The organism is Glaciihabitans tibetensis (assembly GCF_003003265.1).
GTDB lineage: Bacteria > Actinomycetota > Actinomycetes > Actinomycetales > Microbacteriaceae > Glaciihabitans > Glaciihabitans tibetensis.
The window spans coordinates 284,392-297,160 of record NZ_PVTL01000006.1; the positions used below are offsets into that span (position 1 = coordinate 284,392).

The following is a 12,769-nucleotide window of genomic DNA, read 5'->3' on the forward strand; positions in this document are numbered from 1 at the left end:
GATTGCGTCGAACAGGGTTCGAAGATAGGGCTTGACATTGCCACCGACATTCGAAACTATGTTCTAATGAATACCAAGGCGGCGGTGCTCAAGCGCATGGCCCTAAACTGCTGGGGCGTCCAACGCGAGCGCCGTAGCATCGTCCGATCCTCGGTAGCGAAAGTGCTTGAAGGCGGGCTGCCCGTCGGCACTAACGATTCCGAACAGGCGCCCCGTGAATCCTCCCGCGACTTCGGTGCAGAGGTAACGGCCATCGAGGCGCGCCAATTCCACTCGCTCGCCGTCCTTCATGTAACCGAGCGCCACGCAGTCTGGACCGCCCGAACCGGATGTTTCCGGCACAACCGCCACGTAGACCGTCACGCTCGTGCTTTCGCGGCTGCTTCCCGGCCACTCTGTCGAGTGCGTTCGCTGAACCACGACCGCCCGTACCGCGCCGACCTGACTGACCGCAGCGACCGTGCTGGCCGACACCTCTACCGAATACTCGTGGGTCGGTGTGAGACGCAATACCAAGGCGCCTCGCCCGCTGCCCGGCTCGATCGAGACCGTGGCTTCTGCGAACAGCTGTTCCTGGCGGCGCCCCAGGAACACGTCGCTGTACCGGGCCGAGTTCAGCAGCAGCGAGCCGTCACCCAAGGCCGCTACTGGAGAGCCAGAGGCCGGTCCGGACGAAACCCACTCGTAGCCGAGTTGCGCAGAGAAATCCGTGAGAACGTCGGTGACCGTGCTGACGGCTGTGCCGGAGGACGTACCGGTGACCGTGCTGGAGATCGCGCTGGGGTGCGCGACGGTCGGGGACAGCAGATCGCCGACCACGGGCCATCCGTCTTGCCATCGCACCTCGGCCGCGAACGTTTCCCGACCGAGGCCGTGGAAGCCGTGGGAGCCGCCACGAACCCGCACGCCAAGGAACACCATGGCCCAGCTGCCGTCCGGGCGCTGAACCAGGTCGGCGTGGCCCGTGTTCTGCAGAGTGCCCGGGTAACCGCGGCGGGTGAGAATCGGCCCGGTCGGGTTCGCTTCGAATGGGCCCTGCGGGGTGGGTCCGCGCGCGATGACCACCGAGTGACCGCGTTCAGTGCCTCCCTCGGCGAGCATGAGATACCAGTAGTCGTTGATGCGGTACAGGTGCGGGCCCTCCGGAAACTTGTGCCCGGTGCCCTGCCACAGTTCGATCGGCTCGCCCTGCACGTTTCCCGTTACAGGGTCAACTTCTGCCTGGCGGATGACTGAGGTGATGGTGGCAGCGTCAAAGGTTGCAAAGGTGACGAACAATCTTCCCGCGTCATCCCACGCCAGGTCAGGGTCGATGCCCGCGGCTCCGGGAATCCGGACCGGATCGGACCACGGGCCGCGTGGGTCGGTTGCCGACACCAAGATCTGGCCACCATCGTCGTCGACGTTGGTCGTGATCATCCAGAACCGGCCGCCGTGATGGCGGATTGTGGGGGCGTAGATGCCGCCTGAGGGCTTTGCGCGGCTGAGATCCAGCTGCGCGCGGCGGTTCAGCACGTGGCCGATCTGCGTCCAGTCGGTGAGGTTTGTGCTGTGAAAAAGGGGAACGCCGGGAAAGTACTCGAAGGACGACGTGACAAGGAAGTAATCCTCTTCCACGCGCACCACGCTCGGATCAGGATGGAAGCCCGGGATGACGGGGCGGGGCTCCTGTGCCACGGTGGTCCTTTCGTTGGGGACGCAGTTTTCGTCCACTTGTGATGCGCGCCGATCCCGGATGCCGAACAAGATCCACACGGAGAACGCTACTCCTGCGCAGAATTGCGGTTGCCCACATAAGAAATTCGCTTTTTCAGAAGGAGTCCTCCAGTCGTGCTCGGTGTAATAGTCCCCTAGTCTGATTCTCTGGGTGGTGCAGATGCCGCCCGATGAGGAGACCATATGTCGCAAGCAGCCCTGGCCGGTGGCCGATCCACTCTCGTGGACCAGTTCATCACCCGTACTCTCGCCACTGACGTGGCTCTCGTTGTTGGCGGAGCCGCCCTCGTCGGTGTCGCCGCCCAGATCGCCGTTCCGTTGTGGCCCGTGCCAATCACAGGTCAAACCCTCGCGGTACTCGTTGTCGGCAGCGCCCTCGGTGCCGTTCGTGGCGCGCTCTCCATGGTTGTTTACGCGCTGCTGGGAATCGTTGGTCTGCCCGTCTTCTCCGACGCAGCTGCGGGACTCGGTGTCATCGCCGGCCCGACCGGTGGTTACATCATCGGCTTTATTGCTTCCGCGGCCCTCGTGGGCTGGATCGCAGAGCGCGCTGGAGACCGCAAGTTCCTCGGTGCCAGCCTCGCCTTCGCCTCCGGAACCGTCGTCACCTTCGCCTTCGGTTTGATCTGGCTCTCCGCCGCGCTCAACCTGAACCTCGAGCAGACGCTCCAGGCGGGCCTCTACCCGTTCATCATCGGAGGCGCCGTCAAGGCGCTGCTGGCCGCGGGCATCATCCCGTCCGTCTGGCAGATCGCCCGCCGCCGCACCAAGAAATAGCGAGTCGCTCCGGCGACAGCCGTTCCGGCAACAGCCGCCGCAGGACCCGAACAGAGAACGACCCCGCCGAGAGTCTCGACGGGGTCGTTCTGCGTTGCTGGGCCAAGGCTGTGCGCTGGGCCCAGACCCGAGTTGCTGAGCTGGGCCGAGTTGCTGGCTAGACCTCGCGCACGGCTCCATCGGCGGCGCTCACGACGAACATCGTCGGAGCGGTGAAGTTCCGCTCGGAGAAGGCCGCCGTGATGGCGATCTTGAGCGCGGGAATGCTCTCGCTCGGCACCAGTGCGATAGCGGCGCCTCCAAATCCGCCTCCGGTCATGCGGGCGCCGATAGCGCCGTTCGCCTGCGCGGTCTCGACCGCGACATCCAGCTCGGCGACTGAGATCTCGAAGTCATCCCGCATGGACGCGTGGGAGGCGTCAAGGAGAGACCCGATCGCGGCCGGACCCTCGAGGCGCAGGGTGCGCACGGTGTCGAGCACACGCTGGTTCTCGGTAACGATGTGGCGCACGCGGCGGAACGTTTCCTCGCTGAGCACCTCCTGGGCGCGGGGAAGGTCGTCGACGTCGAGGTAACGCAGCGACGGGACATCCATCAGGCGGGCGCCCTCTTCGCAGGAGGCTCGTCGAGCGGCGTACCCACCGGTGGAGTGCGCGTGCGCGACGTTGGTGTCGATGATCAGCAGCTCGAGGCCCGCGGCGGCGAAGCCGAGGTCGACCACTTCGGCGTCGAGGCTGCGGCAGTCGAGGAACACGGCGGCGTCGCGGCGGCCGAGTAGCGATGCAGACTGGTCCATGATGCCGGTGGGGGCACCCACTGCCTTGTTCTCGGCGAGCTGACCGACCTTCGCGAGGGTCTGGCGGTCGAATTCGAGACGCCACGAGTCGTTCAACGCCAGGGCGATGGAGCTTTCGATGGCCGCAGACGACGAAAGGCCGGCACCGACGGGAACCGTAGACTCCAGGTAGGCGTCGAACCCGGTCACCGAGCCGGTCACTGCGCCGGCAGCCAAGCCGTCAACCGCGTCGCCGGCTCCGCTGAGGTCCGCGCCGAAGCGTCCCAGCGCCCAGGCGACGCCGAGCGGGTACGCCGACCAGCCCGAAAGCACGTCGGGCCCGAGCTCCTCCACAGCGAGGTCGTCGAGGTTGATCTCCACAACTCCCTCGGCGAAGGCGCTGGAGATGCGGATGACGCGGTCATCGCGCAGCGCGAGCGCCAGCACCGTGCGGCGGTTGATCGCGAACGGCAGCACAAAGCCCTCGTTGTAGTCGGTGTGCTCACCGATCAGGTTCACCCGGCCCGGGGCGGACCAGAGGCCATCGGGGGATTTGCCGTAGAGCGCGCTGAAGGTGGACTGCACCCGCTCGAGGAGCGCAGCGTCATCCGCTTCAGGCATCGAGGTGTTATCTGTGGTGGTCATGCTCGGCTAATTCCTTCTCGGATGAATGCTGCGGTCTGTTCGGGCAGGACGTCGCCGATGAAGGCGCCCATCGCAGCCTCCGACCCGGCAAGGTACTTGAGTTTGTTTGCGGCGCGCCTCGGCGACGTGATTTGAAGCATGAGGCGGATGTCGTCACGCCCCACGTTCACGGGAGCCTGGTGCCACGCGGCGATGTAGGGGGTCGGGGTGTCATACAGCTTGTCGATGCCGCGGAGCAGCTGCAGGTAGAGGGTGGCGAGCTCGTCGCGCTCCTCGTCGTTGGTCGCGGCGAAGTCCGGGATGTGGCGGTGCGGCAGCATGTGCACCTCGATGGGCCAGCGCGCGGCGAACGGCACGTACGCGGTCCAGTTCTTGCCCTCGAGCACGACCCGCTCCGAGGCGCGTTCGCTCTGCAGGATCTGTTCGAACAGGTCGGGTCCGACCTTCTCGATCGACTCGAGCAGGCGCGTGGTGCGCGGGGTGACGTACGGGTAGGAGTAGATCTGCCCGTGCGGGTGCTGCAGGGTGACGCCAATTTCCTGGCCGCGGTTCTCGAACGGGAACACCTGCTGGATGCCGGGCATCGCCGACAGAGCGGCGGTGCGGTCGGCCCACGCCTCGATCACCGTGCGGGCGCGCGACGGGGTGAGTGAGCCGAACGAGCCCTCGTGCTGGGGGCTGAAGCAGACGACCTCGCAGCGGCCGATCGATGTGTAGCTGCGGCCGAGTCCGACCTCGCTGAGGGCTTCGAGCGACTCGGGAGCGCCGGCATCGCCCGCAAGAGCCGGGCCGAACGACGGCGACTTGTTCTCGAACACGGCGACGTCGTACATGCTCGGCACCTCGGTCGCGTTGTCCGGGGTGGTCGGCGCGAGCGGGTCCTGGTTGGCCGGCGGGAGAAAGACGCGGTTCTGGCGCGCAGCGGCGATGGAGATCCACTCGCCGGTCAGCACGTCCTGGCGCATCGTGGCGGTGTCGGGCCGCGGGTCGAGGTGGCGCGCGTCGGCCGTGCGCTCCGGGGGCAGAACGGTGTCTGCGTCGTCGAAGTAGATCAGTTCCCGTCCGTCGTTGAGCACCGTGGGCCGTTTGACGATTCCGCTCGTAGTCATGGTGATTACGATATCGTAAGTAGGCTACTTTCGATATCGTAAATAGACGCTGGAGCGGCGAAGCGGGGCGCGCCTGGCGCGCGAGGCGCAATGCTTCATCAACGGGAGACAGGGCACCGGATGGCACGTGACAGCACCGCGGAACGCCGGGAGAAGCTGGCGGATCTGGTGACCAAGCGCGGATTCCTGCGGGTCGCCGATGCCAGCGCGATTCTCGGGGTGAGCGAGGTCACGGTTCGGGCCGACCTGACCGCGCTCGAAGCGACCGACCGGGTGCTGCGGGTGCACGGGGGCGCGATGCCGGTACACGGCGGCGCGATGCCGGTACCCGGCGCGGGCGTGGGCACCGCGACATCCCACGACCCAAAATCCGACGCGGTGCCTGAGCCCACCTTCGAGCAGGCTCTGATTCGCGAGACGGAGTCCAAGCGCGCGATCGGCGAAGCAGCCGCCGCCCTCGTCACCAGCGGGCAGAGCGTGATTCTCGACGTCGGATCGACCGCGCTGGCCGTGGCGGAGGCGCTGGTGCGGCGTGTTGATCTGGTGGATGTCGCGGTCATCACCAACGGGATCAGCATCGCCCTCGCGCTCGAGGCGGCGATCCCGCGCTTCACCGTTGTCGTTACCGGCGGCACCCTTCGGCCGCTCCAGCACTCGCTCGTGAACCCGTCGGCCTCCGCGTTCCTCGAGTCGGTGCACGTCGACATCGCGTTCATCGGGTGCAACGGGATCGACCCGGTGCGCGGGGTCACGAATATCAACTATCCCGAGGCCGAGGTGAAGCGCAGGATGGTTCAGTCGTCGAGCCGCCAGGTGCTCATCGCCGACGGGAGCAAGCTCGGGCAGGCGCACCTCGGAGTCATTGGGGCGGTGGCGGAGTTCGCGCAGCTGGTGACGGGCGGGGTGGTGGACGAGGTCATCGTCGACTCGTTGCGGAGCGCCGGCCTTGAGGTTCTGGTCGTGGCCTGATCCTGAGATTTCTCCACATCCGCCGGGGAACTCGGTAGCCTCGCAGGCGTGACCCGCACCTACGACGTACCCGCCGGCTGGCTCGCTCGCTCTGCATCCCGCACCCCGCTGCGCCTGGTGAACGCGTTCGCCTTCGCTAAGTCGTCTACCCCACCGCCAGACCAGTGGACGCACTTCGCCAAGCTCAGGCCCGTGCCGTGGAAGCTGGTTGGAGCGTTTGCCCTCATCGCAGCGTTCTGCGTCTGGGGGATTGTCAGCACGCTCATCCAGTTCGCCGAAGAACTCGAGTACGCGATCTTTCCCCTCGTTCTGATGGCCGCGGGCGCGCTGTTCTTCGGCTGGGCCACAGTAAACTCCGTCGTCTCCTACGGCACGCGAACGGGCTGGCCGCACCTCCACGGGGTGGGCATTGGCGAATCGGGCATCGCGTTTCGCCTCACCGGTGGCGATGCGGACGTGCCATGGGACGCCGTCACCTCGATCAGGGCGACATTCACGAACGAGGACAACCCCCGAAAGGCGAACATCCCGGTCTTGCGCGTGGAGTACGCCGGTTCGCGGGTTGACCTGAACACCCAGATCCTCGGGGCATCTCCGATCGTGACCTACTGGGCGCTCATCTACTACTGGATGACAAAGGAAAGCCGTGGCGAACTGGGAACGACAGTCGCGCAAGAGCGGATGGACGGTTGGCTCACGCAGGTCACCGCAACCGCAGCGCCACGAGGTCTGGCAGCGCCCGAAGGCCCGGCAGCGCCCGGGACCCCAGGTGCGACTCTGGCCGAGCCGAGCCAATAGGCTTGCGGCATGCGTGCTTCCACTGGTGAACAGTTCGTCCTGACCCGCTCAACGCCGTTCGGCCCGGCCGAGGCGATCATCACGGAGGTGGCGGCCTCGATCCGCACCCTCCGCATCAACGGCGTAGACCTCACCCAGCCGTACCCGGAACATGTGCCTCCGCCCTTCGGATGCGGCATCGTTCTCGTGCCGTGGCCGAACCGGATCGAAGATGGCCTCTGGCAGCACGACGGTCAGCCCCAGCAGCTGGTGCTGTCTGAACCGAAACTGCACAACGCGATCCACGGCCTGCTCGTGCACACCGCCTATTGGATGGTGAGCCGCACCGACGATTCGGTCACGCTTGCCGCGTCGGTGTTTCCCGAGCGCGGCTACCCCTTCGCCCTCGAGACACAGGTCACCTACCAGCTCGTCGACGATGGCCTGACGGTCACCCATGAGATTCGCAACGAGGGCGCGACTCCCGCTCCCGCCGCGATCGGCACCCATCCGTTCTTCCAGATCGGCGATGTGCCCACGAAAGACCTCACCCTGACGGTGCACGCGGCCTCACGGTTTCCGGTCGACGAGCGCCTGAACGTCAGCGCGGAAGTGCCGGTCGAGGGACGTTTCGATCTGCGTGCCGGCCAGAAGGTCGAAACCCTGAAGTTGGATGACGCCTTCGGAGACGTCACACCCATCGACCAGGTCACCGCAACGCTCACTGCACCAGACGGCCGCACGGTGTCACTCTGGCAGGACGAGAACTTTCCGTATGTACAGGTCTTCACCACGCCGAACTTTCCCGTTGGCGACAACCTCACGGTAATGAACGCCCTGGAACCGGACACCACCCCGCCCGAGTCGCGCACCCTCGCCATCGCGATCGAGCCGATGACAGCGCCCGCGGACGCGTTCAACTCCGGCCAGTCGCTTCGCTGGATAGAACCTGAGCAAACCTGGACTGCCAGCTGGGGGATTCGCTACACGGTCTAGGCAGGCGCGGCGACGCCGACCATAATTGCGGAATGAGTACGACCGCCGCAACAACGATCTCTCCCGAGCTGGCCCGGGCGCTGCGCGATTCTGGCCTGGTGTGGCATCCCGCGGTCGGCGACGCGTTCTCCATCGACCGGCTCGAGGTCGACGCCGACGTCTTCATCCTGAGCGACATGACCGTGGAAGCGCACCAATACTCCACCGGCACCGTCCTCGGATTCAACGGCACGACCGAGTGGGCGCTCGACTCGGTTTCCCTCGAGGACACCCTGTGGCTGCCGCGCGAGGACCAGCTGCGCACCCTCCTGCGCCGCTGCTTCCGCAGCCTTGAGGTGCTGCCCGGCGGTGGATTCCGGGTGTCCACGATCTTCAGCGACCTGCCGCAGAGCTTCGAGGCGCGCACCGCCGTCGACGCCTACGCGAAGGCGCTGCTCCTGTTCATCGACGAGTCCATCGGCGACCCGTTTCCCGACCTGGAGCACGAGCTGCCCCGCATCTGACGAGCTGCCCCTGATCTGACGAGCTGCCCCTGACGTCGAGCGCCTCGCACCGCGGTCGCCCGTGCGCACTGCAGCCCGCCGCCCGCGCCTCGTCCGTTACAGTGTGAACGCTGCCGCTCGAAAGACGCTGCTGCTCGAAAGGAACCTTGTGCCTGCTCTGGATACTCTGAAGCTCCCCGCCCGCCGCGACGTGAAGGGCCTCGGTACGGTACTGACGGAGATCGAGGCGCCCACCCCGATGCGAGCGACGTTCGTAGAGGACCGCTACGGCACCTTCGTGGTGGTCGGCGACGCCGTGCTGTCCGCGTCCGCGCGCACCCTCACCATGGCGGGCCGGTTCATCGAACAAGGCATGAAGCCCGACCGCACTCTGCGCCTGCTCGCCCCGGTCACTCCGGACTCCTCGACGGCCGATGACGTCGTCATCCCCGCCTCCGACACCGCCGAACTGCGCGCGACCGTCGCGGCGGTGCACCACGGTGATCTCGTGCGCGCGGGGTTCCACGTTCGTGCGTACGGCAGCTTCACGATTACCGGCATGGCCGTATGGTCGGATGTCGCTGGCGCCTTCCTGGTCGGAGGCTGGTACGTCTCCGGCGCCCAAGAACAACCCGCGCCCCTGCTAGAGAGCCTGGCGATCCTCGCTACCGCCGCCGAGCACGGCGCCCCGGTGCCACCCCGCATCACCGGCACGCTCGGCGAGGACGACCTCGGCGCGTAGCCGGCGCGTTGCTTCGGTCGAGCCGGTCGAGCGCTAGCCCGACTGCTAGCCCGAGCCAGAGCGTGGCCATGGAACGGGCACTCGACGACCAAGCCTCATCGACCGGACAGCTATCGACCCTCGACGGGGAAAACGCTCGCTGGCCGGACAGCAATCGACCCGTTCCGCGAGAAAAAGCGACGGGAGCGCCCACTCGACGGGGTGTTTCGACCCGGAGCGGCGCGAACTGCCCGGTCGACGAATCCAGGGAGCCCCTCACCTCAGTCACGACTTGGCAGGAAGAGGTGAGGGGCTTACTGCTGACTTTCCAGCCGAGGCCGGAATGAAGGAACCCCCAGCTGCAGCGGTGAACGCCGTGACCAGGGGCGATGAAACACCCGGGGCGACGATAACACGAAGTTGAGAAAAAATCTAGGTTTGTAGCACGTATCGCCCCTGATATTCCGCTTCGCATGGTTCCGGGTTCACTATTGCAGGCTATCCCAGAGTCGATATCTCGTCACTTGTATCGCGCGACGTTTCGAGTAGGGCCACGATCGCGTGGGTCGAATCGAGCTGTCCGAGAGCCGGGAACACCCGCTCGACGCTGCCCGTGTGGGCTTCGAGGCGCGGATCGGTGATCGCATCGACGGCCACCACCACGCTGTACCCGAGGTCGTAGGCCTGGCGGGCAGTGGACTCGATCCCGAAGCTCGTTGCGATGCCGGCGAGCACCACCTGCGTGACGCCGAGGGCTCGCAGGTGCATGTCGAGATCGGTGCCGGCGAAGGCGCTCCAGGTGGCGCGCGAGACCGTGAGGTCGGAGGGTTGCTGGTCGAGTGCGGGCAGCATCGCGCTCCATTCGGCCGGGAACGCGCGAGCGCCGGCGCCGTACTGGGTCTGGCCGGCCGGCGTTCCCGTGACGTTCGCCAGCACAACGGGCAGTCCGCGCTCGCGGAATGCGGCGAGCAACTCGACGTTGCGTGCGACGACATCCGCAATGGGGTGGGCCGTCGGGTTGGCCGCGGTTCCCGCCTGCAGGTCAACAACAATCAGGGCAACGGTCGGGTCGAGGTTGGTGATAGGCACAGTGGTTCTCCTCTTGCGTAGTGGGATGTCGGGTCGAGCACTCACGGCCGGCTGTCGGGTGGAGCACTCAGATCGTCGTGATACGGAGTCTCATCTGTGAGATAGCGTATCACTGGCTAGACTCAAACATCATGGATGTCGGCGTTCGAGAACTCACCCGGGACGCGGTGCGCGCGCGGCTCGCGGAGTCGATCTACGACTGCTTTCTCGAGAACGGCTTCGACGGCACCACGGTCGAAGAGGCGGCCAAGGCGGCGGGGATCTCCCGAGCAACCTTCTTCCGCTACTTCCCGTCCAAGGAAGACGCCGTGATCGTGGCTATGCAGTCGACCCAGCTCGACTACGCGAGCCTGCTGCGCACTTTCGATCTGACAAACGCGGAGCCGATCTGGACGCATCTGCGTCGCGCCTTCGAACCGGCGGTGCTGGTGGCGGAGGCCGAGGCCGACCCGACACGACTGCGCGCCAAGGTGAATCTCATCAGCTCGATACCGTCGCTCCGTGCGCACCTCGGCGAGCGGCGCCTGCTCCAGGAGGAGTTGCTCGCCGCTGCCCTGGTGGAAAAGATCAGCGACCCGCTCACCGCCAAGGTCCTCGTCGCCGCGGCTTTGTCGGCGTTCGATGTCGCCTGGCGCGAATGGGCGGAGCTGCCCGACACGTCGTTCCGCGAGCTGCTCGACGGGATCTTCGTCCGGCTGTCGGACCCCGCCATTGGGCACAGCCGGTGACGGCAGAAGAAGTGTCAGAAGCGCGCGGGCCAGAAGCGAGCGAGCCAGAAGCGACGGTGCCGGACGCGAGCGTGCCCGTAGCCAGCCCCGCGCCGGCGAGCCCGCCAAACTCCAGGCCGGTCTGGCGGGAGCGCAGCAGGCTGGTGCGCGCGTGGCGGCTGTTCGTGACGCGCCGCCCGCGCACCTTCACCGAGAAGGTGCGCTACAAGATGTTGCGGGACCGTCGTCCCTTGGTCATCACCTTTGCTGACAAGGCGGCGGTGCGTGAGTACGTGACATCCACCATCGGCGCCCAATATTTGCCCGTTGCCTACGCGATCACGGCCGACCCCCGCGATCTGCTCACGCTCGACCTGCCGGAGGCGTACGTCGTGAAGCCTACGCACGGCAGCGGGGTTGCGGTTGTCGTGTCCCCGCGGGCGTCGCCGGATGCCACGTTGCCGACCGACCCCGGGAGCTGGGTATACCGCCACGTACTTCCTGCGGCGGTTGATCGCACTCATCTCGCGTGGCTTGCAGAGGGCTGGATCGCGCAGCTGTACGGCCAGGGGCCGAACCGAGAGTGGGCGTACGGGCACGTGCCGCGGCAGGTCATCGTGGAGGAGCTGCTGACCGGTGAAGACGGCGGTATCCCCGATGACCTCAAGTTCTTCGTGTTCCACGGGTCCTGCCGCTACATCGAAGTCGACGCCGGCCGGTTCGGCCAGCGGACCCAGGACTTCTTCGACCGGGACTGGAACCACCTCGCGCTCAGCGGCGGACCGGCCTGGGCAGACCCGTCGCACCCCCGGCCCGCGGGCCTGGACGCGATGATCGCGCTCGCGGAGCGTCTCGCCGCAGAAACCGATTTCGTGCGGGTCGACCTCTACAACCTGCCCGACCGGGTGGTGTTCGGCGAACTCACCAGCTACCCCGCGGGCGGCACCAGTCCGTTCGAGCCGCGGCGGTTCAACGCGGAGTTCGGCGCCCACTGGAGCGTGCCGAAGCGGTATCGGTGACCGGGCGCGGCCGAACCGACGGGGCACCGGCGCCTTGGCGCTCGCCGCAGAGGTGGCTCGTTGCCGTCACCGAGTAGGCCGACGCAGACCGCTCAGGCCCGCACCCAGCCGTCGCCGTCGCGCCGGACCGCGCCTCCGCGTTCGAAGGCCTCCAGCCAGCCCGTCATCGGCCACTGTCCCCACCGGTCGGCGAAGCGACGCCCGTTGCGCAGGATGTCGTCGAGGTGCTGCCACGGCGGAGACGAGGTGGGGTGGTGCTGGTGGTACGCGTGAGCGCCGCCGACCCAGGCCATCGGGATACCCGAGGAGCGCAGCGCAAACGCGAAGTCGGTGTCTTCCCCGCCGTACCCCTCGTATCCCTCGTCGAATCGTGGTGTGGTGGCCCAGGTGCTCGCGGTCATCGAGAAGGACAGCGACCAGAAGAGGGTGTACTGGTCGGGCGTCGCCGGCAGTACCTGCCCGGGCGGGGGTGCCGGGCGGGCGGTGTGGGGGTTGGTGGCGGTGACAAGCGCCGTGGCATCCGTCACATCAATGCCCGGCGGGAGGTAGGTGACCGGGCCGCAGAACACGGTATCGGGGTGCTCGGACGCCGCCGCGGTGTACCGGTCGATGAGGTCGGGACCGGGCACGCAGTCGGCGTCGAGGAAGATGAGCACGTCGGCGCCCGCCGCGACTGCCCGGTCGGCTCCCGCGTTGCGTGCGGCCGCGAGGCGGAGCCCATGCGGGCCGGGCGGCACGTGGAGGGTGTGGTTGACGAGGGTGCCCTCGGCGAGAGCACGGCCGGCGTCGAGGGAGTGGTCGTCTAGCGTGCCGTCGGAGGCGAGCCGCGGCGGAGTGTCATCGCCGACCCAGACCAGCACGCTGGTGACGCCGCCTATCTTCCTCACGGCTCGCAGCTGGTTATGCACGTGGGCGCGTCGGGGTGCGGACGCGAGCGTGATGACGGTCGGGGTCATGGCGTGCGTGCTCGACGGCGCACTGGATTCG

13 protein-coding genes are annotated in these 12,769 nt (G+C 66.9%); 8 read left to right on the top strand and 5 right to left on the bottom strand.

The features are described from left to right. Positions 1–102: 102 nt before the first annotated feature. On the bottom strand, positions 103–1,677 hold the full coding sequence (locus B0I08_RS12795) for a glycoside hydrolase family 43 protein (RefSeq protein ID WP_245884790.1): 1,575 nt from the start codon (positions 1,675–1,677) through the stop codon (positions 103–105). Between the two features lie 222 nt (positions 1,678–1,899). Here B0I08_RS12795 and B0I08_RS12800 point away from each other — a divergent pair, with 222 nt between their 5' ends. After that, positions 1,900–2,493, top strand: a complete 594-nt coding sequence (locus tag B0I08_RS12800) for a biotin transporter BioY (RefSeq protein ID WP_106213425.1) — start codon at positions 1,900–1,902, stop codon at positions 2,491–2,493. Positions 2,494–2,650: 157 nt separating this feature from the next. Here the strand turns inward: B0I08_RS12800 and galK are convergent, their stop codons facing one another. Further along, the gene (gene galK, locus B0I08_RS12805) at positions 2,651–3,913 is read right to left on the bottom strand and encodes a galactokinase (RefSeq protein WP_425433000.1); all 1,263 of its coding nucleotides are present in this window, start codon (positions 3,911–3,913) and stop codon (positions 2,651–2,653) included. Next, positions 3,910–5,022 (bottom strand): galactose-1-phosphate uridylyltransferase, encoded by a 1,113-nt coding sequence (gene galT, locus B0I08_RS12810; RefSeq protein WP_106213427.1) that lies wholly within the window; start codon positions 5,020–5,022, stop codon positions 3,910–3,912. Before galT ends, galK begins: the two co-directional genes overlap by 4 nt. A 120-nt stretch (positions 5,023–5,142) precedes the next feature. Between galT and B0I08_RS12815 the strand changes: the two genes are divergently transcribed. From B0I08_RS12815 to B0I08_RS12835, 5 genes are all read left to right on the top strand, one after another. After that, positions 5,143–5,991, top strand: coding sequence for a DeoR/GlpR family DNA-binding transcription regulator (locus tag B0I08_RS12815; protein ID WP_106213429.1), 849 nt, complete (start codon positions 5,143–5,145; stop codon positions 5,989–5,991). A 48-nt stretch (positions 5,992–6,039) separates the two neighbouring features. Further along, positions 6,040–6,789 carry a hypothetical protein gene (locus tag B0I08_RS12820; protein ID WP_106213431.1) on the top strand — a complete coding sequence of 250 codons (750 nt, stop codon included), beginning with the start codon at positions 6,040–6,042 and terminating at the stop codon, positions 6,787–6,789. 9 nt (positions 6,790–6,798) lie between these two features. Then, positions 6,799–7,764, top strand: a complete 966-nt coding sequence (locus B0I08_RS12825) for an aldose 1-epimerase family protein (protein WP_106213433.1) — start codon at positions 6,799–6,801, stop codon at positions 7,762–7,764. 32 nt (positions 7,765–7,796) lie between these two features. Beyond that, on the top strand, positions 7,797–8,267 hold the full coding sequence (locus tag B0I08_RS12830; protein ID WP_106213435.1) for a pilus assembly protein CpaE: 471 nt from the start codon (positions 7,797–7,799) through the stop codon (positions 8,265–8,267). Positions 8,268–8,415: 148 nt separating this feature from the next. Then, positions 8,416–8,988, top strand: coding sequence for a hypothetical protein (locus tag B0I08_RS12835; protein ID WP_106213437.1), 573 nt, complete (start codon positions 8,416–8,418; stop codon positions 8,986–8,988). 477 nt (positions 8,989–9,465) lie between these two features. Here B0I08_RS12835 and B0I08_RS12840 read toward each other — a convergent pair whose 3' ends face one another. After that, positions 9,466–10,056 (bottom strand): isochorismatase family protein, encoded by a 591-nt coding sequence (locus tag B0I08_RS12840; RefSeq protein WP_106213439.1) that lies wholly within the window; start codon positions 10,054–10,056, stop codon positions 9,466–9,468. 131 nt (positions 10,057–10,187) lie between these two features. Between B0I08_RS12840 and B0I08_RS12845 the strand changes: the two genes are divergently transcribed. Both B0I08_RS12845 and B0I08_RS12850 read left to right on the top strand, forming a co-directional pair. Then, positions 10,188–10,784 (top strand): TetR family transcriptional regulator, encoded by a 597-nt coding sequence (locus B0I08_RS12845; RefSeq protein WP_106213441.1) that lies wholly within the window; start codon positions 10,188–10,190, stop codon positions 10,782–10,784. Next, positions 10,781–11,782 carry an ATP-grasp fold amidoligase family protein gene (locus B0I08_RS12850; protein WP_245884791.1) on the top strand — a complete coding sequence of 334 codons (1,002 nt, stop codon included), beginning with the start codon at positions 10,781–10,783 and terminating at the stop codon, positions 11,780–11,782. Before B0I08_RS12845 ends, B0I08_RS12850 begins: the two co-directional genes overlap by 4 nt. 92 nt (positions 11,783–11,874) lie before the next feature. Here the strand turns inward: B0I08_RS12850 and B0I08_RS12855 are convergent, their stop codons facing one another. Then, positions 11,875–12,738 (bottom strand): glycosyltransferase family 2 protein, encoded by an 864-nt coding sequence (locus tag B0I08_RS12855; protein WP_106213445.1) that lies wholly within the window; start codon positions 12,736–12,738, stop codon positions 11,875–11,877. Positions 12,739–12,769: the final 31 nt, after the last annotated feature.

Coding starts and splice junctions, on each gene's coding strand:
- B0I08_RS12800 (WP_106213425.1), top strand. CDS start 1,900: ATGTCGCAAGCAGCCCTGGCCGGTGGCCGATCCACTCTCGTGGACCAG.
- galK (WP_425433000.1), bottom strand. CDS start 3,913: ATGACCACCACAGATAACACCTCGATGCCTGAAGCGGATGACGCTGCG.
- galT (WP_106213427.1), bottom strand. CDS start 5,022: ATGACTACGAGCGGAATCGTCAAACGGCCCACGGTGCTCAACGACGGA.
- B0I08_RS12815 (WP_106213429.1), top strand. CDS start 5,143: ATGGCACGTGACAGCACCGCGGAACGCCGGGAGAAGCTGGCGGATCTG.
- B0I08_RS12825 (WP_106213433.1), top strand. CDS start 6,799: ATGCGTGCTTCCACTGGTGAACAGTTCGTCCTGACCCGCTCAACGCCG.
- B0I08_RS12830 (WP_106213435.1), top strand. CDS start 7,797: ATGAGTACGACCGCCGCAACAACGATCTCTCCCGAGCTGGCCCGGGCG.
- B0I08_RS12845 (WP_106213441.1), top strand. CDS start 10,188: ATGGATGTCGGCGTTCGAGAACTCACCCGGGACGCGGTGCGCGCGCGG.
- B0I08_RS12855 (WP_106213445.1), bottom strand. CDS start 12,738: ATGACCCCGACCGTCATCACGCTCGCGTCCGCACCCCGACGCGCCCAC.